This window comes from Providencia sp. 2023EL-00965 (assembly GCF_033550225.1).
Taxonomy (GTDB): domain Bacteria; phylum Pseudomonadota; class Gammaproteobacteria; order Enterobacterales; family Enterobacteriaceae; genus Providencia; species Providencia manganoxydans.
In genome coordinates, this window is record NZ_JAWUEH010000009.1 from 63,261 (window position 1) to 87,524 (window position 24,264).

Annotated in this window: 22 protein-coding genes; 16 read left to right on the forward strand and 6 right to left on the reverse strand. The window is 42.7% G+C overall.

Features of this window, described 5'->3' with window-relative positions:
* Window positions 1-288: a DUF1145 family protein gene (locus SC428_RS12490; protein ID WP_070928998.1), complete on the reverse strand. Its 288-nt coding sequence runs from the start codon at window positions 286-288 to the stop codon at window positions 1-3.
* Complete coding sequence (gene rsmD, locus SC428_RS12495; protein WP_175442546.1) at window positions 278-880, reverse strand: 16S rRNA (guanine(966)-N(2))-methyltransferase; 603 nt, start codon at window positions 878-880, stop codon at window positions 278-280. Before rsmD ends, SC428_RS12490 begins: the two co-directional genes overlap by 11 nt.
* Before the next feature lie 357 nt (window positions 881-1,237).
* Between rsmD and ftsY the strand changes: the two genes are divergently transcribed.
* From ftsY to rpoH, 4 genes are all read left to right on the forward strand, one after another.
* Window positions 1,238-3,406, forward strand: coding sequence for a signal recognition particle-docking protein FtsY (gene ftsY / locus SC428_RS12500; RefSeq protein ID WP_318707903.1), 2,169 nt, complete (start codon window positions 1,238-1,240; stop codon window positions 3,404-3,406).
* A 6-nt stretch (window positions 3,407-3,412) separates the two neighbouring features.
* Entirely contained in the window at window positions 3,413-4,078 is a 666-nt protein-coding gene (gene ftsE / locus SC428_RS12505) for a cell division ATP-binding protein FtsE (RefSeq protein ID WP_070928995.1), read from the forward strand.
* The gene (gene ftsX, locus SC428_RS12510) at window positions 4,071-5,048 is read left to right on the forward strand and encodes a permease-like cell division protein FtsX (RefSeq protein WP_070928994.1); all 978 of its coding nucleotides are present in this window, start codon (window positions 4,071-4,073) and stop codon (window positions 5,046-5,048) included. Before ftsE ends, ftsX begins: the two co-directional genes overlap by 8 nt.
* Window positions 5,049-5,267: 219 nt before the next feature.
* Window positions 5,268-6,146, forward strand: coding sequence for an RNA polymerase sigma factor RpoH (gene rpoH / locus SC428_RS12515; protein WP_070928993.1), 879 nt, complete (start codon window positions 5,268-5,270; stop codon window positions 6,144-6,146).
* 71 nt (window positions 6,147-6,217) lie between these two features.
* Here rpoH and SC428_RS12520 read toward each other — a convergent pair whose 3' ends face one another.
* Entirely contained in the window at window positions 6,218-6,607 is a 390-nt protein-coding gene (locus tag SC428_RS12520) for a VOC family protein (RefSeq protein WP_318707904.1), read from the reverse strand.
* Between the two features lie 4 nt (window positions 6,608-6,611).
* Complete coding sequence (panM, locus tag SC428_RS12525; RefSeq protein ID WP_070929023.1) at window positions 6,612-7,016, reverse strand: aspartate 1-decarboxylase autocleavage activator PanM; 405 nt, start codon at window positions 7,014-7,016, stop codon at window positions 6,612-6,614.
* 391 nt (window positions 7,017-7,407) lie between these two features.
* On the opposite strand from panM, the gene SC428_RS12530 reads away from it, so the two are divergent.
* The 5 genes from SC428_RS12530 to livF all read left to right on the forward strand — a co-directional run bounded on the left by SC428_RS12530 (window position 7,408) and on the right by livF (window position 12,279).
* On the forward strand, window positions 7,408-8,517 hold the full coding sequence (locus tag SC428_RS12530) for a branched-chain amino acid ABC transporter substrate-binding protein (RefSeq protein WP_070928992.1): 1,110 nt from the start codon (window positions 7,408-7,410) through the stop codon (window positions 8,515-8,517).
* Between the two features lie 90 nt (window positions 8,518-8,607).
* On the forward strand, window positions 8,608-9,534 hold the full coding sequence (gene livH / locus SC428_RS12535) for a high-affinity branched-chain amino acid ABC transporter permease LivH (protein WP_070928991.1): 927 nt from the start codon (window positions 8,608-8,610) through the stop codon (window positions 9,532-9,534).
* Entirely contained in the window at window positions 9,531-10,814 is a 1,284-nt protein-coding gene (locus tag SC428_RS12540; protein ID WP_140180983.1) for a high-affinity branched-chain amino acid ABC transporter permease LivM, read from the forward strand. The genes livH and SC428_RS12540 overlap by 4 nt, the downstream gene beginning before the upstream one ends.
* On the forward strand, window positions 10,811-11,578 hold the full coding sequence (gene livG, locus SC428_RS12545; RefSeq protein WP_070928990.1) for a high-affinity branched-chain amino acid ABC transporter ATP-binding protein LivG: 768 nt from the start codon (window positions 10,811-10,813) through the stop codon (window positions 11,576-11,578). Before SC428_RS12540 ends, livG begins: the two co-directional genes overlap by 4 nt.
* Window positions 11,578-12,279 carry a high-affinity branched-chain amino acid ABC transporter ATP-binding protein LivF gene (gene livF, locus SC428_RS12550; RefSeq protein WP_070928989.1) on the forward strand — a complete coding sequence of 234 codons (702 nt, stop codon included), beginning with the start codon at window positions 11,578-11,580 and terminating at the stop codon, window positions 12,277-12,279. Before livG ends, livF begins: the two co-directional genes overlap by 1 nt.
* Window positions 12,280-12,334: 55 nt before the next feature.
* On the opposite strand, the gene SC428_RS12555 is transcribed toward livF, so the two are convergent.
* Window positions 12,335-13,201, reverse strand: a complete 867-nt coding sequence (locus tag SC428_RS12555) for a hypothetical protein (RefSeq protein WP_318707905.1) — start codon at window positions 13,199-13,201, stop codon at window positions 12,335-12,337.
* A gap of 529 nt (window positions 13,202-13,730) precedes the next feature.
* Between SC428_RS12555 and hutU the strand changes: the two genes are divergently transcribed.
* From hutU to SC428_RS12590, 7 genes are all read left to right on the forward strand, one after another.
* A complete protein-coding gene (hutU, locus tag SC428_RS12560) occupies window positions 13,731-15,398 on the forward strand; it encodes a urocanate hydratase (RefSeq protein ID WP_140180977.1) in 1,668 nt (555 codons plus the stop codon).
* Between the two features lie 51 nt (window positions 15,399-15,449).
* Complete coding sequence (locus SC428_RS12565; RefSeq protein WP_070928987.1) at window positions 15,450-16,634, forward strand: CaiB/BaiF CoA transferase family protein; 1,185 nt, start codon at window positions 15,450-15,452, stop codon at window positions 16,632-16,634.
* Window positions 16,631-17,770, forward strand: a complete 1,140-nt coding sequence (locus SC428_RS12570) for an acyl-CoA dehydrogenase family protein (RefSeq protein WP_070928986.1) — start codon at window positions 16,631-16,633, stop codon at window positions 17,768-17,770. Before SC428_RS12565 ends, SC428_RS12570 begins: the two co-directional genes overlap by 4 nt.
* Before the next feature lie 243 nt (window positions 17,771-18,013).
* Window positions 18,014-19,453 carry a purine-cytosine permease family protein gene (locus tag SC428_RS12575; RefSeq protein ID WP_070928985.1) on the forward strand — a complete coding sequence of 480 codons (1,440 nt, stop codon included), beginning with the start codon at window positions 18,014-18,016 and terminating at the stop codon, window positions 19,451-19,453.
* A 128-nt stretch (window positions 19,454-19,581) separates the two neighbouring features.
* Complete coding sequence (locus tag SC428_RS12580) at window positions 19,582-20,337, forward strand: electron transfer flavoprotein subunit beta/FixA family protein (protein ID WP_070928984.1); 756 nt, start codon at window positions 19,582-19,584, stop codon at window positions 20,335-20,337.
* A 13-nt stretch (window positions 20,338-20,350) separates the two neighbouring features.
* On the forward strand, window positions 20,351-21,301 hold the full coding sequence (locus tag SC428_RS12585; protein ID WP_070928983.1) for an electron transfer flavoprotein subunit alpha/FixB family protein: 951 nt from the start codon (window positions 20,351-20,353) through the stop codon (window positions 21,299-21,301).
* A 12-nt stretch (window positions 21,302-21,313) separates the two neighbouring features.
* Window positions 21,314-22,996 carry an electron transfer flavoprotein-ubiquinone oxidoreductase gene (locus SC428_RS12590; protein WP_318707906.1) on the forward strand — a complete coding sequence of 561 codons (1,683 nt, stop codon included), beginning with the start codon at window positions 21,314-21,316 and terminating at the stop codon, window positions 22,994-22,996.
* An 85-nt stretch (window positions 22,997-23,081) separates the two neighbouring features.
* On the opposite strand, the gene SC428_RS12595 is transcribed toward SC428_RS12590, so the two are convergent.
* Window positions 23,082-23,798 carry a UTRA domain-containing protein gene (locus SC428_RS12595; protein WP_283126711.1) on the reverse strand — a complete coding sequence of 239 codons (717 nt, stop codon included), beginning with the start codon at window positions 23,796-23,798 and terminating at the stop codon, window positions 23,082-23,084.
* Between the last annotated feature and the right edge of the window lie 466 nt (window positions 23,799-24,264).

Here is a 24,264-nt window from a genome sequence, read left to right on the forward strand (position 1 = left end):
TTATTGTTTTTTCTTAGCGTCTTCAATGGCTTGTTTTTGTTTCTTTTGCATGGCTAACATCTCAAATACGCCAAAAAAGAAAATACGTGTTTGCAGCCAACCTGATAATTTTTCGCCTTTGGCTAAGGTAGCTTTTAAAAAGATAGTCTGCAATGCATGCATGAAAATCATAAAGATCATCGCAATATCCATAAAATATTTCAGAGGCTTAGGAAATGGATGGATTAAATTGAATACCATAAATGCCCAAACACAAATCATTAGCACACGGCCTGCATTAATTAGCATGGCTTGTTTCCTCAATTGAATGACGAATAAATAAACGATAGGCGACTTGGCCTGCAATTTTCTCACGATGCAGCTGCCAATTTGTTGGAATGTTAGTAAGTGGTGACTCCGCTTCTGATTCTACATATATCCAGCTTTCATCGGCTAACCATTGATTTTTTTCTAATAGTTGAATGGTTTCGAGTAGTAAGCCCTTGCGAAAAGGGGGATCAATAAACACCACATCAAAAGGGGTGCCTGTTTGTGCAAGCACTGCAAGGCTATTTCCTTGTACAATTGTGGCGTTATCTGCTTGCAAACGTGCTTTATTTTCAGTGAGTAACTGGCTGTTTTGTTTCTCTAATTCAATAAAAGTCACATGATCAGCAAATCGAGAGAGGGCTTCAAACCCCAGTGAGCCACTACCCGCAAAGCAATCAAGGCAACGCGCATCTCGTACAATAGGCATTAGCCAGTTAAATAAGGTTTCTTTAATTCTATCGGTGGTGGGGCGTAAGCCCTCACTATCGCGGACAGGGAGCTTTCTTCCGCGCCATTTTCCACCGATGATACGTATTTGACCGATTGATGCACTTTGTGGTTTTTTTGCCATAATATCCATTGCTGCTCAATGTAACTGAGCGTCGAAAAATTGATGTTATACTCGCCATACCTCAAGTTGTAGCACTTTTCGTTAAGGTAGAGTGACTACGTTCATGCGCACTAGTGACATAGTGTTCTATGCGTCTAGTGATTGGTTCATCAGTTGCCTAGCCGCACCCTGAATTATTGAGAGTATATCTATTGTAGCGCGTCATTTTCACAGTTTTTACTTAAAAAATCAGATTAAATTGTCATGATTTTTCTTTCAGATATGTGTTGCAGCGCGATGAAATGATAGACTGCATGTAATTTTATTGCGATTTAATTATTAAGCGCCATGTTTTTACCGCGAGGAGTGTAGTGGCTGATGGCTAAAGACAAGAAAAAAGGCTTTTTCTCATGGTTGGGTTTTGGTCGTAAAGACGAAAAAGAGACCCAACAGCAAGAAGCAGAACAACAAAAAATAGATGCTGCTAAAGCGAATGAGCTGCAACAACAAGATAATGAAGCTGCCATCAAAGCAGCTGAAGATGAAGCCGAGCGCCAGTATCAAGAGAAGCAAGCGCAAGAGCAAGCGGCAATTAAGGCAGCTGAAGAAGAGGCGGAGCGCTTACATCAAGCACAGCAAGCTGAGTTAAAAGCAGCTCAAGAAGAAGCTGAACGCCAACGTCAAGCAGAGCTGGCGGCTGAGAAAGCCGCGCAAGAACAAGCGGAACGTGATCGCCAAGCCGCGGAAGCGGCGCGTGTAGCAGAAGAAGCCGAGCGTCAACGTCAAGCAGAGCTGGCAGCAGCGAAAGCCGCAGCAGAGCAAGCCGAACGTGATCGTCAAGCCGCGGAAGCGGCGCGTGTAGCAGAAGAAGCTGAACGTCAACGTCAAGCAGAGCTGGCGGCAGCGAAAGCCGCAGCAGAGCAAGCGGAACGTGATCGCCAAGCTGCGGAAGCAGCGCGTGTAGCAGAAGAAGAAGCTGAACGTCAACGTCAAGCAGAGCTGGCAGCAGCGAAAGCCGCAGCAGAGCAAGCGGAACGTGATCGCCAAGCCGCGGAAGCAGCGCGTGTAGCAGAAGAAGCTGAACATCAACGTCAAGCAGAGCTGGCAGCAGCGAAAGCCGCAGCAGAGCAAGCCGAACGTGATCGCCAAGCTGCGGAAGCGGCGCGTGTAGCGGAAGAAGAAGCTGAACGCCAACGTCAAGCAGAGCAGGCAGCAGCGAAAGCCGCAGCAGAGCAAGCGGAACGTGATCGCCAAGCCGCAGAAGCGGCGCGTGTAGCGGAAGAAGCCGAGCGTCAACGTCAAGCAGAGCTGGCGGCAGCGAAAGCCGCAGCAGAGCAAGCGGAACGTGATCGCCAAGCCGCGGAAGCGGCACGTGTAGCGGAAGAGGAAGCCGAGCGCCAACGTCAAGCAGAGCTGGCGGCAGCGAAAGCCGCAGCAGAGCAAGCGGAACGTGACCGCCAAGCCGCGGAAGCGGCGCGTGTAGCGGAAGAAGAAGCTGAACGCCAACGCCAAGCTGTGGAACAAGCTGAGCTTGAAGCGCAAGAAATTGTTGCATTACGCGATGAAGTTCTCAGTGAACAAACCGAAGAGGAAGAGCCTAAGCAAGTTGAACAAGAGAAACCGAAAAAAGAAGGTTTCTTTAGTCGTTTGAAAAAAGGTTTATTAAAAACTCGTCAAAATTTAGGTTCAGGTTTCCTTGGTTTATTCACGGGGAAAAAAATTGATGATGATCTGTTTGATGAATTAGAAGAACAGCTGTTGATCGCCGATGTTGGCGTTGAAACTACGCGCAAGATCATTGATAACCTAACTGCACATGCAAGTCGTAAAGATTTAAAAAATGCAGAAGCGTTATATGGTCGTCTGCGTGAAGAAATGTCTGATATTTTAGCAGGTGCGGACAAACCGCTGGTTATTGAAGACAAGAAACCCTATGTTATTCTTATGGTTGGGGTTAATGGTGTGGGTAAAACAACCACCATTGGTAAATTAGCTCGCCAGTATCAGTCAGAAGGGAAAAGCGTCATGTTAGCGGCTGGAGACACTTTCCGTGCTGCGGCGGTTGAGCAATTACAAGTATGGGGTGAGCGTAATCAGATCCCTGTTGTCGCTCAACATACGGGTGCCGATCCTGCATCTGTGATTTTTGATGCCATTCAATCTGCACAAGCAAAAGGTGTGGATGTTCTTATCGCTGATACCGCAGGTCGCTTGCAAAACAAAGCGCACTTGATGGAAGAATTGAAAAAAATCGTCCGAGTCATGAAGAAACTGGACGAAGAAGCGCCGCATGAAATCATGCTAACCTTAGATGCAAGTACTGGACAAAATGCTGTCAGTCAGGCGAAACTTTTTAATGATGCTGTAGGTCTGACAGGTATTACATTGACTAAGCTCGATGGTACAGCAAAAGGTGGGGTTATCTTCTCTATTGCTGATCAATTCGGTATTCCTATTCGTTATATCGGTATTGGTGAGGGAATTGAAGATTTGCGCCCATTTAAAGCAGACGACTTTATCGAGGCTCTATTTGCCCGAGAGGAATAATTTTCGATGATCCGCTTTGAACATGTCAGTAAAGCTTATCGTGGTGGCCGGCAGGCTCTTCAGGGGGTAGATTTTCATCTGCAACCGGGAGAGATGGCTTTTTTAACTGGGCACTCAGGTGCCGGTAAAAGTACGCTACTCAAACTCATTTGTGGTATTGAGCGCCCAAGTGCAGGGCATATACTGTTTAATGGTCATGATATCAGTCGATTGAAAAATCGGGAGATCCCTTTCTTGCGCAGGCAAATTGGGATGATTTTTCAAGATCATCACCTGCTATTTGATAGAACAGTTTATGACAACGTCGCGATGCCATTGATTATTTCAGGGGCGAGTTCAGAAGATATTCGTCGCCGAGTTTCGGCGGCTTTGGACAAAGTTGGTTTGCTTGATAAAGCAAAAAACCTGCCAATACAATTATCTGGCGGTGAGCAACAACGTGTTGGTATTGCCCGTGCGGTAGTCAATAAACCAACGATGTTATTAGCGGATGAACCAACGGGTAACCTTGATGGCGAATTGTCTGAGGGGATCATGCGTTTGTTTGAAGAGTTCAATCGTGTTGGTGTAACGGTGCTCATGGCGACTCATGATATTGCATTGATTGAGCGACGTAACTGCCGTGTACTGACCCTGAGTGAAGGAAGAATGGTCGGAGGTCAACATGGCTAAAAATGTACGCAAAGGTAGACCAGAAAGGCCAATGCAGTCAAAAACCAAAGCGTTGAAAGGTGGCTGGCGTGAGCAATGGCGTTATGCATGGTTAAATACGATTGCGGATATGCTAAGACAGCCTCTAGCGACCTTTTTGACGGTTATGGTAATTGCAATTTCTTTAGCTTTACCAAGTCTTTGTTACATTGTTTGGAAAAACGTTGCTCAAGCAGCAAACCAATGGTATCCGACGCCTCAGCTTACTGTTTATTTAGATAAATCCCTTGATGAGCAAGGTGGGCAAAATGTGGTTAATCAACTGCAAGCCCTTGATGGGGTTGAAAGCGTAAACTACTTGTCACGTGATCAAGCGATGAGCGAGTTCCGTAGTTGGTCGGGTTTTAGTACCGCACTTGATATGTTAGAAGAAAACCCATTACCTGCTGTGGCAATCATTACACCAAAAATTGATTTTCAAAGCTCAGAGGTGTTAACCACCTTACGTGACCGAGTCGGTCAGGTTAGTGGAATTGAAGAAGTACGCATGGATGACAGCTGGTTCTCTCGACTTGCGGCGTTGACTCAGTTGGTTGGGCAAATTGCGACGGTGATTGGTATTTTAATGATTGTGTCGCTATTCCTTGTTATTGGTAATAGTGTACGTTTAAATATTTTTGCCCGTCGAGATACCATTAATGTTATGAAACTCATCGGTGCGACAGATGGATTTATTATGCGGCCATTCCTACATGGTGGCTTGCTAATGGGGGCACTTGGTGCAGTGATCTCCCTGATTATGTCAGCGCTATTGGTTTGGAAGTTATCCGATGTTGTGACCCAAGTTGCTAGTGTCTTTGGCACACAATTCCATATCGAAGGACTGCTATGGGAAGAATCATTATTGGTTATTCTTATGTCAGCAATGATTGGTTGGGTGGCCGCGTGGCTAGCAACAGTTCAGCATCTACGCCATTTTACGCCTGAGTAATCATAGTATTATCGGCACAGCGGTCAACTTTACCGACTGTGCCGATAAAAAAACGATATCAGTAGGAACTTTTGAGTTTTAAAAATGTCTGACTTTGACTTGCTGCGATAATAGTAAGTGTCATTTATTTGACTCACTAAAACTGCTAAACTACGTTTCACTAATCTCGTATATCACATCGAATTAATCTCTTTTTTATTATTTTCAATGAGGATCTGAATGACCAAAGACATGCAATCATTAGCACTTGTTCCGCAAGGAAGTATTGAAGCCTATATGCGGGCGGCTAATGCTTATCCTATGCTCACCGCTGAGGAAGAAAAGGAACTTGCTGAACGGCTGCATTACCATGGTGATCTGGATGCGGCAAAACAACTGATCCTATCGCACCTGCGTTTTGTGATCCATGTGGCTCGTAGCTACGCAGGCTATGGTTTACCGCAGGCAGATCTCATTCAAGAAGGAAATATTGGCCTGATGAAGGCCGTTCGTCGCTTTAATCCAGAAGTTGGCGTTCGCTTAGTTTCTTTCGCTGTTCATTGGATCAAAGCTGAAATTCATGAATACGTCTTACGTAATTGGCGTATTGTTAAAGTTGCAACCACTAAATCACAACGTAAGCTGTTTTTTAACTTAAGAAAAAACAAAAAACGTCTTGGTTGGTTTAATCAAGATGAAGTAGATATGGTGGCAAAAGAGCTGGGTGTTAGCACAAAAGATGTCCGTGAAATGGAATCCCGTATGTCTGCGCAAGACATGGCATTTGATATGTCAGACGATGATGACAGCGGTGATTTTGGTCAGCCTGTTGCGCCTGTGCTGTACTTGCAAGATAAGTCGTCGGATTTTGCAGGTTCTATCGAAGAAGATAACTGGGAAAGCCATGCGACAGATCGCCTTGCAGATGCTTTAGATTCATTAGACGAACGTAGCCAAGACATCATTCGCGCGCGTTGGTTGGATGATGATAATAAAACGACGTTACAAGAACTGGCTGACAAATATGGTGTTTCCGCTGAACGTGTCCGCCAGCTAGAAAAAAACGCAATGAAAAAATTGCGTGCTGCTATGGAAGATGACGAAGAAGACGAATACTAATCTTCTTTTAATCTATCTACTCCTGCATTTATTGTTACCAATCACTATGGTGCAATAAATGCAGAAATTATTTATGACTCACTATATAGCTCTAGGGGTAATCCATCAGGATCAGCAAAAAAGGTAAATCTTTTTTGTGTATAGGGATCCACTCGTGGTGCTTCACAAGCCACATCATGTTGGCGCAAATAATCAATCCACTTATCAAGATCATCAACGCTAAACGCCAAATGACGTAAGCCACAAGCTTCGGGGTAACTTGGACGTGGTGGTGGCGTTGGAAAACTAAACAATTCAATTTGATACTGATTATCTAGTGCTAAATCGGCCTTCCACGAATCAGACTCTACTCGATAATGTTCTTCCAATAAATGCATACCTAAGATCTGGCAATAAAAATGTTTACTCAATGCGTAATCAGAAGCAATGATGGCAACATGATGGATCCGTTTTAGTTTCATCTAATTAAACTCGCTTTTCCCATTGATTTTCATTTGCTGTTTCCGTAAAGCCGCAGGCTAATAAAAACGGTATGAGTATATTTTTATTTGTATCGGTAACGTCTTCTAAACTAAACAGCCAATGCGTGACTTGGGGCTGTTGTCGACAAATTTCATCCAGCAAATAAAGCCCTACACCACGACGGCGGGTGATCTCACGTATTAAAAAGTGGCTAATAATTCCTTGTTGGTGGTTAATTTGCACTTTTGCAGCACCAAGTAGGCGATCATTAAAACGCGCCGCATAGATTTTTTGTTCTGATTTAAGCAGATCATCGACGTGATTTCGGGTCTGGTCTGTCCAGATTTTGTACAGGTCAAGATATTGTTGTTCAGTAGGATCCACCAAAGGAATTATTGTCAGTTTCATGATATTTGTAGCTGTTTCCCCGTTCATTTTTCAGTCACACCTGCCGACAGAGTGATCTGTAACCGATTTTTAGATTTTAGAGTTAAAAATTTGGCTTGAAGAGATCTTCCGAGTTTAGCTCGGATTTATTTAAATTTAACTAGAATATAACACTAGCATTTAGCCAAAAACTACCGATTAACATTAGATTTTTATTCTGCTTATAACGTAATTATCTATCATATCCATTTGCTATTTAGCATATTTATCTTGTTTAATGTTATGAAATATATGGTCTTATTGGCTATGCATTGAAATATAAAGTATAGATTAATACCAATTATAATAATCTACAACAAATCAAACACAAACACGCAGAATCATGCGGAACCATAAAGATGGGGACGGACGAATGAAACAAATGAATAAAGCATTATTAGCGGGATGTATTGCGATGGCATTTAGCCAAGCGGTATGGGCTAAAGAAATTAAAATCGCGGTTGTTGGTGCTATGTCAGGTCCTGTTGCTCAATATGGCGATATGGAATTTACAGGGGCACGCCAAGCGGTTGCTGATATCAATGCAAAAGGCGGTATTAATGGCGATACCTTAGTTGCGGTGGAATATGACGACGCATGTGACCCAAAACAAGCGGTCGCCGTGGCAAACAAAGTTATCAACGATGGTATCCGCTATGTTATCGGTCACCTGTGCTCTTCTTCAACACAGCCAGCATCTGATATCTATGAAGATGAAGGCGTTATCATGATCACCCCTGCTGCGACTAATGCTGATTTAACCACGCGTGGTTATCAAATGATCATGCGTACTACGGGTTTGGATTCAGACCAAGGACCAACAGCGGCGAAATATATAATGGATCAAGTCAAACCTAAACGTATTGCGGTCGTTCATGATAAACAACAGTACGGTGAAGGCTTAGCGCGCTCTGTGCGCGAAAACTTGAACAAAGCAGGTGTCAAAGAAGTCATGTTTGAAGGTGTGACCGCAGGTGATAAAGACTTCTCTGCGTTAGTTGCGAAATTGAAAAAAGAGAACGTGGATTTCGTCTACTTTGGTGGTTACTACCCAGAAATGGGGCAAATTTTACGCCAAGCAAAACAATCAGGTCTGAATATTCGTTTTATGGGACCTGAAGGTGTTGGTAACTCATCACTGTCGAATATTGCCGGCGAAGCCTCTGAGGGCATGTTAGTGACGCTGCCTAAACGCTACGATCAAGTACCAACAAACCAACCGATTGTTGATGCGATCAAAGCTAAAAAAGAAGATCCAACCGGTCCATTCGTTTGGACAACGTATGCAGCAATCCAAGGTCTGACAACGGCAATGGAGCGTACGGGGAGCCGTGAACCAGAAGATTTGGCTAAAGATCTAAAAGCCAATCCTGTTGATACTGTAATGGGAACATTGACTTGGCAGCCTAATGGGGACTTGAAAGGTTTTGAGTTTGGTGTATTCGAATGGCATGCAGATGGCACATCCACTGCGGTGAAGTAATCTTACTATTCAGGCGCTAACCGGAAGTGAGCTATGCTGCTTCCGGTTTCTGCACTCTGTTTAGGGATAGTAGTATGAAAGGATAGCCTTATGTCAGATCAAATTCTTTATTTTATCCAACAGTTCCTTAATGGCTTAACACTAGGCAGTACCTATGCGCTGATTGCCATCGGCTATACTATGGTTTATGGCATTATAGGTATGATTAACTTTGCGCATGGCGAAGTGTACATGATAGGTAGCTATGTTTCGTTTATTGTGATCGCCGGCCTGATGATGTTAGGGATTGATGTTGGATGGATCCTCATCGCTGCGGCATTTGTGGCAGCAATTGTTGTTTCAAGTTCTTATGGCTGGAGTATTGAGCGTGTCGCTTATCGGCCAGTTCGCCATTCAAAAAGACTAATAGCGCTGATCTCCGCGATCGGGATGTCAATTTTCCTACAAAACTACGTCAGCCTATCTCAAGGCTCCCGTGATCTCGCACTACCGAGTTTGATCACAGGGCAATGGGTATTAGGTGAAAGTGATGGTTTCGAAGCGACCATTAGCAAAATGCAGCTGACTATTTGGGTTGTGACTTTGCTAGCCATGTTAGCGCTAACGGTATTTATTCGTTATTCACGGATGGGTAGGGCATGCCGCGCATGTGCTGAAGATTTAAAAATGGCGAGTTTGCTAGGAATTAACACCGATCGCGTCATTTCTTTAACCTTTGTCATCGGTGCAGCAATGGCTGCTGTTGCGGGTGTATTATTGGGGCAATTTTATGGTGTTATCAACCCATACATTGGGTTTATGGCTGGAATGAAAGCCTTTACCGCTGCGGTACTGGGTGGAATTGGGAGTATCCCTGGCGCCATGTTAGGTGGTCTGATCCTCGGTGTTGCTGAGGCGATGACATCGGCTTATTTAAGCACTGAATATAAAGACGTTGTGTCATTTGGGTTATTAATTGGTGTGCTGTTGATCATGCCAACCGGCATTCTGGGTCGTCCGGAGGTCGAAAAAGTATGAGAAAAGAAAATTGGATTAATGCCATTGTTGCTTCGGTGATGTTCTTCATCTTAGCGGTTTTTATGATGGGGTTACAGCTTACCCTTGATGGTACTAAGCTCGTGGTGTCTAGCGCTGATTCGGTTCGTTGGAATTGGATATTTGCGGGTATTGCGGTGATTTTTATTTTCCAGCTAGTCCGACCCTCATTAACCAAAGTATGGCAAGGTGTCCCTAAAAAATCATGGGCAATACCAGATTTTGATGGCTCTACGGCAAGGCAAAAGATTCTGGCTGTTGTTATTATTATTGCTGCAATTATTTGGCCATTCATTGTTTCTCGTGGCAGTGTGGATATAGCTACCTTAACATTAATCTATGTAATGTTAGGTTTGGGGCTAAACGTGGTGGTGGGTCTTTCGGGTCTGTTGGTTTTAGGTTATGCAGGTTTCTATGCCATCGGCGCCTATACATTTGCGTTATTAAATCATTATTACGGTTTTGGCTTCTGGGAAAGTTTACCTATTGCAGGGTTAACCGCAGCATTAGCGGGTTTTTTGCTAGGATTCCCAGTGCTGCGATTACGGGGAGATTATTTGGCGATTGTAACCCTAGGTTTTGGTGAAATTGTGCGTATTTTATTGCTCAATAATACTGAAATTACTGGGGGGCCAAATGGGATCAGCCAACTGCCTAAACCCACCTTTTTCGGTTTAGAATTTAGTCGTAACGCAAAAGACGGTTGGGACACTTTCCACAATTTCTTTGGTCTTGATTACAATGCGGGCGATCGCATTATTTTCTTGTATTTCGTTGCGCTATTATTGGTAGTGTTAACGTTATTTGTGATTAACCGTTTACTGCGTATGCCATTAGGGCGTGCTTGGGAAGCTCTGCGAGAAGATGAGATAGCTTGCCGTTCTTTAGGTTTATCACCCACAAAAATTAAACTGACCGCATTCACTATCAGTGCTGCCTTTGCTGGTTTTGCAGGCACGCTATTTGCCGCTCGCCAAGGGTTTATCAGCCCTGAGTCATTCACTTTTGTTGAATCTGCATTTGTATTAGCGATCGTTGTTCTTGGCGGTATGGGATCGCAAACCTCAGTAATATTAGCTGCGATCATATTAGTCGTCTCAAGAGAGATGATGCGTGATCTGAATGCCTACAGCATGTTGTTGTTGGGGGCTCTAATGGTCTTAATGATGATTTGGCGCCCTCAAGGGCTATTGCCAATGAAACGTCGTCAAATGAAATTGAAGAATACAGAACAATTAGTGGATCAGGGGGAAAAAGTATGACCCCTCTATTACAAGTTAATGGTTTGTCGATGCGCTTTGGCGGCTTATTGGCAGTGAATAACGTGGAATTGACGTTAAATCAAGGCGAAATCGTCTCTTTGATTGGCCCGAACGGTGCTGGTAAAACCACTATTTTCAACTGCTTAACCGGTTTTTATAAACCGACTAGCGGCTCGATTATTTATCGTGAAAAACATTTGGAAGGCTTATCGGGGCAGGCAATTGCTCGTCTGGGGGTGATCAGAACCTTTCAACATGTTCGCTTATTTAAAGAAATGACGGTGATTGAAAACCTATTAGTCGCGCAGCATCAACATTTGAAAAGTGGTATTTTTTCTGGCTTATTAAAGACACCTGCATTTCGTCGAGCAGAATCAGAAGCGATTGATAATGCCGTTAAATGGCTTGAACGCGTTAATCTATTACAGTTTGCTAACCGTCAAGCAGGTAACTTAGCATATGGTCAGCAACGTCGCTTAGAGATCGCTCGTTGCATGGTGACTCGCCCTGAAATTTTGATGTTAGATGAGCCTGCGGCAGGTTTGAATCCAAAAGAAACCAACGATCTGGATGAATTAATTGCTGAATTACGTTCACATCATCAAGTTTCTATTTTATTGATTGAGCATGATATGAAGTTGGTGATGGGGATTTCAGATCGTATTTATGTGGTTAATCAGGGAACACCACTGGCGAATGGAACGCCTGAGCAAATCCGTCAGCACCCTGATGTTATCAAAGCTTATTTGGGGGAGGCTTACTAATGTTAGAGTTTAAACAAGTTTCTGCCCATTATGGAAAAATCCAAGCCTTACATCAGGTCAGTTTGAATATTCAAAAAGGCGAAATTGTCACCCTGATCGGTGCTAATGGCGCAGGGAAAACCACTCTGCTAAGTACATTATGTGGTGATCCACGCGCCTCTGAAGGGCAGATCCTTTATCGAGATGTGGATATTACTCAGTTGCCTACAGCAAAAATTATGCGTGAAGATATTGCGATTGTGCCTGAAGGGCGACGTGTATTTTCACGAATGACGGTTGAAGAGAATTTGGCGATGGGCGGTTTTTTTGCTAATCGTCAGCAATATCAGCAACGTATTGAACGTGTGTATACGCTATTCCCTCGTTTATACGAACGTCGTAGTCAGCGTTCAGGAACCATGTCAGGGGGCGAACAACAGATGTTGGCGATTGGTCGTGCACTGATGAGCCAACCTGAATTGCTGTTGCTTGATGAGCCATCATTGGGGCTAGCCCCGATCATTATCATGCAAATCTTCGATACTATTTTGCAATTACGTGAGGAAGGTATGACGATCTTTCTGGTTGAGCAAAATGCAAATCAGGCATTGAAATTAGCGGATAGGGGCTATGTACTTGAAAATGGGCATATTGTACTGGAAGATAGTGGTAAAGCATTACTGGCGAATGAAGCGGTAAGAAGTGCTTATTTAGGTGGTTAATCATTAAGAGAAGGGCATTAATGTAAAATATATTAATGTCCTTTGAAAAATATTATCATGAATTCGTTGAACTGTATTTTTTTGTTATTACGAATGCTAGTTGATCTTTTTTATCATGATTTTCTAAAAACAGTCCATCTTTACCTTTAATGAAAAATGTTTTTCTTATTATTGAAACCGTCATCCCTTTTAATATTTCGCCATCCTCCTTTTTTATTAGCCTGATTGTTTTTTTGGCAGTGACAATGCAATGCCCTTGCATGGTTTTTTCTATAAAAATTAAAGGTCGTTTAATACTTTGTTCATTATCCATCATGCTATTACTAATAACATAATTATCATTTTTGATGAGTGGTTGTAATGCAATCAATGGATCTGCTGTAAAACCTTGGTGAGCAAATTGAGATATAAATTGTGCATTTCTACGTCCAAACTCTGCGGTAAGAAGTTTTGCATCTACAAGTTTATAGGGTTCTGGTTGTCGATATGGTGTATATAGAAAATAATCCATTCGATGAAGATCAAGGTTGAATTGTTTAGATAATTTAGAGTCATAAATGAATCCATTTTTTGGGTTTTTAAGATCTAAATCTTCACCAGTTTTTATCTCATTTTCTGAAGGTATAAATTTCTCATATTCTTTTTTTATCATTATTGACGTTGTATTTTTATCATGAAATATCTCTTTTTTATATGAGTCTGGTAATTTGAAATGCCTTTCAATAAAATTAACATTCGCTTTTCTGTCAGATTTAAATCTAATTCCATTTATAAACAATATTAGTTTTTTCCATATGGAATTATTATTATTTTGAATATTATTAACAGAGCTAATGAATGAGGTTGATCCACAAACCGGTTTTTTTAATCTATTAGAATTAATGGCCGGATTGGAACATGTTACTGGAATGGTTATTGTCATAGCAAGCTCACCTATTTATTTAATTCTTTTAGATGCATATATACCTTAAATACCACCACTAAAATTGTATAAATAGATACTTTTACCGCCATTTAAATCACAAAAAGACAACTGGCTATACTCACTGGCGATAATATCTGGTCACTTTTAATTGTGAAGCAGTTCTCATTTCAGCTATTTGCTTGTTTCTACAGATTAAATCAATTGTATATACATCTTCTTTTGAATAAATAGCAAGTTACCCATTGTTGTATAGGTACACTCCCTCCTTTCTATCTAATTTTTGTACAAAAATTAAAATTTAAATGTATATACTTTGTGAATTAAATGTATATATATTTAGAGTCAGATGAGTAACAACACAGATTATGATGATAATAAAATTAGGCGCTAAAAAGTTTAACTGATTGAATTTTAATTAATTAACTAAAGATGGCTACTCAGTTATCAGTCAGTGAAAAAATAATGACTAATCATAAATATCATTGATTGTTGTAAAAAAGTTAAATTGAATGAAAGGGGATAGCAGATGTTAAACCGTACAGACTCTACACGTATTATTCGTGCTCCGCATGGTAGCGAGAAGACCTGCAAAAGCTGGCTGACAGAAGCAGTTTACCGCATGATCCAAAACAACTTAGACCCCGACGTGGCTGAGCATCCACAAAGTTTAGTGGTGTACGGTGGTATTGGTCGTGCAGCGCGTGATTGGCAATGTTATGACAAAATCCTAGAGGTTCTGAAAACTCTCGAAGACGATCAGACCTTATTGGTGCAATCAGGTAAGCCTGTCGGTGTCTTTCCCACTCATCCAGATGCACCCCGTGTATTAATCGCTAACTCAAACATTGTTCCACATTGGGCAAATTGGGATCATTTTAATGAGTTAGATAAAAAAGGCTTGATGATGTATGGCCAAATGACTGCGGGATCGTGGATCTATATTGGCTCACAGGGCATCGTTCAAGGCACCTATGAAACTTTCGTTTCTTTAGCAAAACAACATTTTAATGGCAACCCAGCAGGCCGTTGGATCTTAACCGGTGGATTAGGAGGCATGGGCGGTGCACAGCCTTTAGCCGCAACTATGGCCGGTTTTAGCATGATCGCGGTTGAATGCGATGAAAGCCGCATCGATTTCCGTTTAAGAACTCGTTATGTCGACAAAAAAGCCACTTCATTAGATGAAGCGTTGCAATATATCGAGGAAGCAAAGCGTGATGGTAAGCCTGTATCCGTTGGTTTATTAGGCAATGCTGCTGATGTATACAGCGAATTGGTGAAACGCAATATCACCCCTGATTCGGTGACAGATCAGACAAGTGCGCATGATCCTGTTCATGGCTACCTACCACAAGGTTGGACACTGCAACAATGGCGTGAAAAGCAGCAAACAGCACCAAATGAAGTGACAAAAGCAGCGAAAAAAAGTATGGCAGTGCAGGTTGATGCCATGTTGACCATGCAACAACGTGGTTCAGCGGCTTTCGATTATGGCAACAATATTCGTCAAATGGCAAAAGATGAAGGTATCTCCAATGCCTTTGATTTCCCAGGTTTTGTTCCTGCTTATATTCGCCCTCTATTTTGTGAAGGTATCGGACCGTTCCGTTGGGTCGCACTTTCAGGGGATCCTGAAGATATCTATAAAACAGATCAAAAAGTTAAAGAACTGATCCCCGATGATAAGCATCTACATAACTGGCTGGATATGGCTCGTGAGCGGATCGCATTCCAAGGCTTACCAGCTCGTATTTGTTGGGTAGGGCTCAAAGATCGCGAAAGGTTAGGTCGTGCATTTAACCAAATGGTGAAAAATGGCGAACTAAAAGGTCCGATTGTCATTGGTCGAGATCACCTAGATTCAGGCTCTGTAGCGAGTCCACATCGCGAAACGGAAGCCATGAAAGATGGCTCTGATGCCGTGTCTGACTGGCCACTGCTGAACGCGCTACTGAATACCGCGGGTGGTGCGACATGGGTGAGTTTGCATCATGGTGGTGGTGTCGGTATGGGCTTTTCACAGCATGCCGGTGTCGTCATTGTTTGTGATGGTACCGATGCGGCAGATAAACGCTTAGCCCGCGTTTTACATAATGACCCAGCGACAGGGGTTATGCGTCATGCTGATGCAGGCTATGACATCGCAATCAACTGTGCAAAACAGCAGGGTTTAAATCTACCCATGGTCAAGTAATGTCTTTTGCCGACCAAGTAATTGGTCGGCCTTATTTATAAGGATTTCTGTATGAATATGCAGCTACAGCAAAAAAGGCAAGGGCCACTGTCAGGGATCAAAGTGATTGATTTAAGTCGTGTACTAGCTGGACCCTATTGCACAGGTATGATGGCCGATCTCGGTGCCGAAGTGATAAAGATCGAGGTTCCTGACCACGGTGATGATAGCCGTCATCTAGGTCCTTTTATTGATGGAGAAAGCGTTTATTACGGTTTGATCAACCGAGGTAAGCGTAGCATTGAGCTCGATCTGAAGTCTGATGCTGATCGTGAGATCCTTTACCAACTGGTCAAAGAAAGCGATGTGGTGGTTGAAAATTTTCGACCGGGGGTGACGGCGAGACTCGGGATCGATTTTGAGAGCTTAAAACAACATAATCCCACGTTAATTTACGCCAGTATTTCTGGTTTTGGCCAAGATAGCCCATTAGCCAATTATCCCGCTTATGACATCGTAGCACAGGCCATGTCAGGGCTGATGAGTGTGACAGGTTTCCCACAAACAGGTCCTACACGCAGCGGTGAATCAATAGGAGATGTTTGTGCAGGCATGTTCGCGTCTTGGGCGATCAGCAGTGCTTTGTTCGCTCGGGAAGCCCACCAAGAAAGTGCGCAATATATTGATGTAGCAATGGTTGATGTATTGCTAAGTATGCAGCTAACAGGCTTATCTAACTTATTTGCCAATGGTGAGGCACCTAGCTTAGTCGGTAATCGTCATCCAGTTTCAACGCCTTTTGATACCTATCAGGCGCAAGATGGCTTAGTCGTCATAGCCATTGCCAGTGAAAAATTATTTCAGCGTTTCTGTGAATGTATGGGACAGCCAACATTACGTGATGATCCTCGTTATAAAGACGACCCAACCAGAACGATTTATCACGCTGATTTACGTAAAGAAATAGAACAATGGACAGCGCAAAAAACAGTAGAGCAAGTTTGTGATTTATTGTTAAACGCAGGCGTACCTGCATCGCCGATCCATAACTTACAGCAGGCGACACAAAGTGAGCATGCAAAAGTTCGCCAAATTCTTATCGATCTCAATGATGGCGGTACCCCGTTAATTTCTCAGCCTGTTTTCTTCAATGGACGTAAACCTCATGTGATGCAAAGAGCACCACATTTAGGAGAAGCTAATCAGGTTTATAAGCCGTCAACAATAACAACGAAAAATGCGGAGACAATACAATGAGCTTTCAAATTGATGAAACAGAACAAGCCATTGTCGATGCTGTGGAAAAAGTTTGCCGAGATGTTTTGCAAGCGAACGCACAGCGTTATGACGAAACAGAAACTTTTTGTGCAGAAAGCTTATCTGCTTTAGGTGAAATGGGATGCTGGGGAATTAACTTACCGGAGCAATACGGTGGTTTTGGTATTGGTAGCATTGCGATGAGTATGATTGTTGAAGCCGTTGCTGCTGCATGTGCATCAACATCATCAGCACTGACTGCGCATTTTCTTGCAACGGACTCTATCTTAATCGGTGGGACTGAAGAGCAAAAACAATATTGGTTACCCAAAGCAGCCAGTGGTGAGCTATTAGGTGCATTTGGCTTAACTGAACCCGCAGCAGGTTCAAACCCAGCAGATATGCGTACTATTGCAACACGTGAAAATGGCGGCTGGCGAATTCGTGGTAATAAACACTATATTACCAATGCCAAAGAAGCTGATTTTATTGTGTTATATGCCAAAACAGACCCTGAAGCAGGAGCTCGTGGTATCAGTGCATTTATGATCCCAAAAGGCACTGAAGGTGTTGAGTTTTCTTCCCCTGAAAAAACCATGGGACTACGTGGTAGCACAATCTATGAATTAGCCCTGAATTGTTGGTTACCTGAATCTGCATTATTAGGTGAAGAAAATAAAGGTTTCCATACTGCAATGGAAGTATTGGATAAAGGGCGTGTGGAGGTTGCTGCAACGTCATTAGGTATTGCCCGAGCAGCGATGGAATGTGCTCTGGGGTGGGTCAAAGAACGTCAAATTGGCAAAAAGCCATTAGCAGCCTATCAAGGAACACAATGGCGCCTCGCAGATATGCATACCCAGTTGGAGGCAGCAAGAATGTTGACTTGGAATGCCGCTGAACGCCGTGATACAGGGGAGCGTTTTAGTTTGCAATCGGCGACGGCAAAATTATTTGCCGCAGAATGTGCCGGCTTTGTCACTGATGCTGCATTACAACTGCATGGCGGCTATGGCTATATTCGCGATCTGCCTCTAGAACGCTATGTTCGTGATGCAAGAATTTTACGAATTTTTGAAGGTACCTCGGAAATTCAAAAAATTATTATCTCACGTGCGGTTTTAGATGCCGTTTAATAATTAAATATCACGCATTGATGGGTGGACAGGCACCCATCAATGAGAAGTTGAGCTGCAATCACGATCATGGAATTAAAAACACAACAACAATCAGGTTTAAGAATGTATTTCAATTTTTAATGGCGGGTGATCTCTATCAATAACAATACCCGACTTAATGTCTAACGGCTGCACCCTACAGCATCCATGATGACAAATTGGTTCATTCTTTAAGCCAGCCTTGCTTAAAGAGGAGTTACCATGACAGTTTCAAACAATATAATCGCAGATAAAAAAAGCCGGCAGGACAACGTTCCCCTAATAGAAGCTCGTTCGATTGATTACATTCCTGAATCTGAGCGCCATGGCACGTTATCAAGCCAATTTACCCTTTGGTTTGGGGCAAACCTACAGATCACCGCCATTGTCACAGGGGCACTTGCTGTGGTTTTAGGTGGAGACGTGTTTTGGTCTTTGATTGGTTTATTTATTGGCCAGTTGCTTGGTGGGGCAGTTATGGCTTTGCATGCGGTGCAAGGGCCTAAGCTGGGCTTGCCACAAATGATTTCCAGTCGTGTGCAGTTTGGTGTGTATGGTGCGGTGATCCCTATCTTACTGGTTTGCATGATGTACGTAGGTTTCTCTGCGAGTGGGACTGTATTAGCAGGGCAAGCCGTTGGGCAGTTACTTCATGTTAGTGACTGGATTGGTATTTTGATTTTTGGCGCAGTGATCATCGCCATTACTATCTGTGGTTATCGTATCATTCACATATTGGGCAAAGTGGCGAGTGTAGTTGGGGTGATCGCATTCTTTTATTTGTTCTTCCGCCTTTTCTACATGAATGATGTTTCCGTGTTACTTGAAAATCGTCATTTTAGTTGGACCAATTTCTTATTGGCGATGTCATTGTCTGCATCATGGCAAATTGCATTTGGCCCTTATGTGGCTGACTATTCACGCTATTTACCTACAAAAACCCCCACTATTAAAGCTTTCCTTGCGGTAGGTTCAGGAACGGTGATCGGGACTCAAGCTTCGATGATCCTTGGTGTATTTGCAGCAGCGCTAGCAGGAAGCCAATTTGCAGGCCATGAAGTGGCTTATATTGTTGGATTAGGTAGTACAGGTTTGATTGCAGCACTACTCTATATCAGCATCTTTTTCGGTAAAGTGACTATTACAGCGTTAAATGCCTATGGCAGCTTTATGTCGATGGCCGCTATATTTTGTGGTTTCCGAGGTAAACAGCAAATTTCACGTGGGCAAAGGCTATTTTTCATCATACTGATGGTGAGTTTCTCAACTCTCTTAGGTCTTGCTGGCCAGCACTCCTTCTTAAAATTATTTTCTGCTTTCTTATTATTCTTACTGGCATTTTTTACACCTTGGAGTGCTATCAACCTTGTTGATTACTATTGGGTAACCAAAGGTCGCTATGATGTACCTCAATTATCAAACCCAAATGGCCGTTATGGACGTTGGAACAAAGTGGGCATTATCACCTATGTGGTTGGGGTCTTGATCCAATTACCTTTTATCGCAACAGGTTTCTATACAGGGCCATTAGTTGAAACGTTAGGAGGCGTTGATATTTCATGGATTGTTGGCTTAGTGGCAACCAGTATTATCTATTATGTGGCGATTAAAATATGGCCAATGTCAGTCGCGGATCGCTTGATATTGCCATCTACTCATTAATTAACAAAATAATATAAGTATTTCATAAAGTTAAAAAAATCGGCGAGTGGATTAGCAGTGATTTATTCACTGCTAAGGCTCCCCTCAGCCTAAAAAACCTCTTCTGGCAGAGAGCATTAGGAGTAATTATGAAAATTTTAGTGGCTGTTAAAAGAGTTATTGATCACAACGTTAAAGTGCGTGTGAAAGCAGATGGTTCGGGTGTTGAATTAGCGAATGTCAAAATGGCGATCAATCCTTTTGATGAAATTGCGGTGGAAGAAGCGGTTCGCCTTAAAGAAGCTGGAAAAGCGAGTGAAGTCGTTGTGGTCTCCATTGGTGATATTAGTTCACAGGATACATTACGTAGTGCAATGGCGATTGGTGCTGATCGTGCAATCTTAATTCAGAGACCCAATGATTTGGTATTAGATCCGTTGGATATCGCTCGATTATTGCAACAAGTCGTCATAACAGAGCAACCTGATTTAATTCTCCTTGGTAAACAAGCTATTGATAACGATTGTAACCAAACAGGGCAAATGCTATCGGCATTGTTGAAATGTGGTCAGGCAACCTTTGCCTCTTCAATTGAAATCGAAGGAGCGCTATTGCAGGTAACGCGCGAAATAGATGGTGGCCTAGAAACATTGTCTTTATCACTACCTGCGGTAGTAACAACCGATTTACGTTTAAACGAGCCGCGCTATGCAACGTTACCAAACATTATGAAGGCAAAGAAGAAACCATTAGAGATACAACCGATTTCAGAGATGGATTTTACCCCCTTAAATCAAGTGAAAACATTAACCGTGACTGAGCCGAAAAAGCGCGTAGGCCAATGCACATTATTTAATGACATCAATGCATTAGTGAATGAATTACAAGCAAAAAACGTTTTCTAGTAAGGGGAATACTATGAGTCAATTATCTGTACTTGTTGTGGTCGAACATGACAACCAAACAATTAAATCATCAACCTACCATAGCGTGAATGCGGCAACGCAAATTCTATCGGGTCAGGGCCAGCTGCATCTGTTAGTTGCAGGTAGCGAATGTGCGAAAGTGGCTGAACAGGCTGCAACCATTGATGGTGTGGGAAAAGTAATTGTGATTGATAGTCATGAATTACAGCACCAGTTAGCGGAAACCATTACAGAGGCAGTGATAGCGGTTGCGAAAGATTATAGTCATATACTATTTCCTGCGACGACATACGGTAAAAATATCGCGCCACGTGTTGCTGCGACACTCGGTATTGCACAAATTTCTGATATTACAGAAGTGATTGATACACAAACGTATGTGCGCCCAATCTATGCAGGTAATGCATTAGCTACAGTACAAAATAATGGGCAACAAGTGGTACTCACGATCCGTAGTTCTGCTTTTCCAGCAACAAGTCACTCACAAAATAAAGCTGTTATTGAAAACTATACCGTTGGTCAATTTAACCCACTATCGCAGTTAAAAAGTCAGTCGTTAACACAAGTTAGCCGAGCAGAACTCAGCTCCGCCAAAATTGTGATATCAGGGGGGAGGGGATTAAGCTCAGGCGAAAACTTTGCCTTGATTGAAACCATTGCCGATAAACTGGGTGCCGCGGTGGGGGCATCAAGAGCGGCAGTTGACGCGGGTTATGTGCCAAATGACTATCAAGTTGGGCAAACAGGCAAAATTGTTGCCCCTGATCTGTATATCGCGGTCGGTATTTCAGGCGCGATTCAACATATAGCAGGAATGAAAGAGAGCAAAGTGATCGTGGCAATTAACAGCGATCCTGAAGCGCCTATTTTCCAAGTTGCTGATTATGGCATTGTTGGTGATCTGTTTGAGATCTTGCCTGAATTTGATAAAGCATTGGCCTAAGAGGAATTGATTATGGCTATCGACAATAGTGTCAATGTTAACGAGGCTCCAGAGCGGGAATCGATGGAATTTGATGTCCTGATTGTCGGTGGTGGACCTGCGGGATTATCGGCGGCGATCCGACTAAAGCAGCTCGCTGTAGAAAATAACCAAGAGATATCAGTTTGCTTAATTGATAAGGGTGCTGAAGTTGGTGCACACATTTTATCAGGGGCGGTTATTGATCCTCGTGCATTAGATGAATTGCTACCAAACTGGCAACAGCTTGTTGCCAGTGAATTAACTGAGGTCACTCAGGATAGTTTTCTACTACTAAAAGAACATAAGGCGAGCCGCTTACCTTTGGCTTTACTACCTGCGAGTTTAAAAAATAGCGGTAATTTAATTGGTAGCCTTGGGCAGGTTTGTGCTGCGCTGGCAACGCACGCTGAACAATTGGGGGTTGATGTTTTTGCCGGTTTTGCTGCGACAGACATTTTATACGATGAATCGGGTGCCGTTGTTGGTGTCACTACTGGCGATATGGGGTTGGATAAATCGGGAAATCCAACGCCTATGTATCAACCAGGGATGAATTTACTGGCAAAAATGACCTTATTTGCCGAAGGCTGCCGTGGGCAGTTAGGGAAACAACTCATTGAACGTTTCGATTTAGCAGAAGGTCGTGGGAAGCAAACCTATGGGCTTGGTATAAAAGAAATCTGGCAAATACCCAAAGAACAACATCAGGCAGGGCTGGTGGTTCACTCTATTGGCTGGCCCCTAGATAACCATACTTATGGTGGCGGCTTTGCATATCATTATGGTGACAACCTTGTCGCGGTTGGTTTGGTGGTTGGACTCAATTATGAAAACCCTTATTTGTCACCTTTTGATGAATTTCAGCGTCTAAAAACGCATCCATCATTTAGTGCTTTTTTACGTGGTGGCGAGCGGGTGAGCTATGGTGCGCGAACCCTTGTTGCTGGTGGCTTAACGGCACTACCTGAATTAAGTTTCCCTGGTGGTGCGTTGATTGGTGATGATGCTGGGTTTCTGAATGCCGCACGTATCAAGGGGAGTCATTGTGCTGTGAAAAGTGGTTCATTAGCTGCTGAAGCATTGTTGGCATCGATTGACCATGAATCGATAGATTATGACAAATTTAATCTGCAATACCGGCAAAAATTTGAGCAGAGTTGGTTATATCGTGAATTATATCAAACCCGTAATTTTAAGCCTTACATGAAAAAAGGGTTATATATAGGTTCTTTATTATTCGGTGCTGAACAATTGCTATTAAAAGGGCGCACACCATGGACGCTGAAACTAAAACAGGCAGACCATCAATGCTTGAAAGAGGCTAAATATTTCCAGCCGATCGTGTATCCAAAACCTGATGGCATTTTAACGTTTGATAAACCCTCTTCGGTTTTTTTATCTAATACTAACCATGAAGAGCAGCAACCTTGTCACTTGAAATTACAAGATGATGATGTACCAATAACTGTCAATTTATCGATGTATTCAGCACCTGAAACGCGTTATTGCCCCGCGGGGGTATATGAAATTATTCAGGAACAAGAACAACCCAAATTGCAAATTAATGCGCAAAACTGCCTGCACTGTAAGGCGTGTGATATTAAAGACCCAACACAAAATATCTGTTGGACGGCGCCTCAAGGGGGGGAAGGCCCTATTTATCAAGGGATGTAACGACTTTGTTGTGATGTGTAATTGTGCTTGATTTTATCAGTCGCTTTGGGGCATTTAATTATTTGCCCCATTTTTTTACTCGAAATTAAGGGTTTTCAATACGTGAATGGAGTTTTAATTTATAACGTGAGCCTGCGGTTATCATATTGACATAACTAATTAGTGCAGTCCCTGTCCACGTGCGGCGGCTGAGTTGTAAGCAAGGAGAACCTTCTTTAATTGATAGCGAATGCGCGATAGTTTTGGTTGCTAATGCGGCTTCAATAGTATGCTCCATCTCACTGACAGGGAAATGTCGTTGTAAATAGCCACTAGGGGTTTCTGTATCCCCAAAATGTTGTTTAACGAAATCAGGTGCGATGGCGTGATTGACGTAACGCTCTTCCAGCATTAATGGGATGTCATTTTCAAAATGCAGTACTTTACAATAACCGACATCACTCCCTTCTCTTACACCAAGCTGTAAAGCGATCTCGGCTGAAGCAGTAATGACTTTTAATTGTAATTGATGACCACTATATTTATTACCACTTAATGATATTTCATCAAATATATCAAATGCTTTAGTTACCGGTAGCTCATGCTTTTGCGTAGCAACAAACGTCCCTTTACCAGCGATACGGCTGAGGATACCTTTTTGGCTCAATTCAGAGATAGCTTTATTCACCGTCATGCGGCTTACATTAAACTGTGCGCAGAGTTCGAGTTCTGTAGGTATCTGCGTTTCAGGTTTAAAAATACCTAAATCAATACTTCGCAGAATGTACGATTGAATTTGCTTGTAAGCTGGTTGTGAATTCATTGTTATTATTTAATTAGTAATAGTATTAGGGAGAACCTATTTATGGCATTCATCGCCGTTGCTCAAGTTTAACAGTAAATACGTTCTTTTCTAGTCACCTCGTATAGATTCGTCATACTTCAAGTTGCAGCGTTGTTGACGATACTGACTCGCGCCAGTCACATACTAGTGTAAGCTCCTAGCGACTCACCCACTTGTCGCCTAGCTGCACCTCGAATTATTTAGAGTATAGTTAGCAGCACAAATTTTGATAAAACACAGATAGAGAATAATCTGTAATTATCTGAATCATAGTCAATTCCTATTGGGAGGCGAGTATGTTTTGACTATGATGGTGGTGGATCCATCATGCTTCAAGCGGTAGGGGGTTGACTACGCTCAGTTGACTGTTATTTATGCTCCCCACTTATCTTTGCTTGTCGCCCACCTGCAACTCAAATTATTTAGCGCAATAAATTGATAATTA

Coding starts and splice junctions, on each gene's coding strand:
- SC428_RS12490 (WP_070928998.1), bottom strand. CDS start 288: ATGCTAATTAATGCAGGCCGTGTGCTAATGATTTGTGTTTGGGCATTT.
- rsmD (WP_175442546.1), bottom strand. CDS start 880: ATGGCAAAAAAACCACAAAGTGCATCAATCGGTCAAATACGTATCATC.
- ftsY (WP_318707903.1), top strand. CDS start 1,238: ATGGCTAAAGACAAGAAAAAAGGCTTTTTCTCATGGTTGGGTTTTGGT.
- ftsE (WP_070928995.1), top strand. CDS start 3,413: ATGATCCGCTTTGAACATGTCAGTAAAGCTTATCGTGGTGGCCGGCAG.
- ftsX (WP_070928994.1), top strand. CDS start 4,071: ATGGCTAAAAATGTACGCAAAGGTAGACCAGAAAGGCCAATGCAGTCA.
- rpoH (WP_070928993.1), top strand. CDS start 5,268: ATGACCAAAGACATGCAATCATTAGCACTTGTTCCGCAAGGAAGTATT.
- SC428_RS12520 (WP_318707904.1), bottom strand. CDS start 6,607: ATGAAACTAAAACGGATCCATCATGTTGCCATCATTGCTTCTGATTAC.
- panM (WP_070929023.1), bottom strand. CDS start 7,016: ATGAAACTGACAATAATTCCTTTGGTGGATCCTACTGAACAACAATAT.
- SC428_RS12530 (WP_070928992.1), top strand. CDS start 7,408: ATGAAACAAATGAATAAAGCATTATTAGCGGGATGTATTGCGATGGCA.
- livH (WP_070928991.1), top strand. CDS start 8,608: ATGTCAGATCAAATTCTTTATTTTATCCAACAGTTCCTTAATGGCTTA.
- SC428_RS12540 (WP_140180983.1), top strand. CDS start 9,531: ATGAGAAAAGAAAATTGGATTAATGCCATTGTTGCTTCGGTGATGTTC.
- livG (WP_070928990.1), top strand. CDS start 10,811: ATGACCCCTCTATTACAAGTTAATGGTTTGTCGATGCGCTTTGGCGGC.
- livF (WP_070928989.1), top strand. CDS start 11,578: ATGTTAGAGTTTAAACAAGTTTCTGCCCATTATGGAAAAATCCAAGCC.
- SC428_RS12555 (WP_318707905.1), bottom strand. CDS start 13,201: ATGACAATAACCATTCCAGTAACATGTTCCAATCCGGCCATTAATTCT.
- hutU (WP_140180977.1), top strand. CDS start 13,731: ATGTTAAACCGTACAGACTCTACACGTATTATTCGTGCTCCGCATGGT.
- SC428_RS12565 (WP_070928987.1), top strand. CDS start 15,450: ATGAATATGCAGCTACAGCAAAAAAGGCAAGGGCCACTGTCAGGGATC.
- SC428_RS12570 (WP_070928986.1), top strand. CDS start 16,631: ATGAGCTTTCAAATTGATGAAACAGAACAAGCCATTGTCGATGCTGTG.
- SC428_RS12575 (WP_070928985.1), top strand. CDS start 18,014: ATGACAGTTTCAAACAATATAATCGCAGATAAAAAAAGCCGGCAGGAC.
- SC428_RS12580 (WP_070928984.1), top strand. CDS start 19,582: ATGAAAATTTTAGTGGCTGTTAAAAGAGTTATTGATCACAACGTTAAA.
- SC428_RS12585 (WP_070928983.1), top strand. CDS start 20,351: ATGAGTCAATTATCTGTACTTGTTGTGGTCGAACATGACAACCAAACA.
- SC428_RS12590 (WP_318707906.1), top strand. CDS start 21,314: ATGGCTATCGACAATAGTGTCAATGTTAACGAGGCTCCAGAGCGGGAA.
- SC428_RS12595 (WP_283126711.1), bottom strand. CDS start 23,798: ATGAATTCACAACCAGCTTACAAGCAAATTCAATCGTACATTCTGCGA.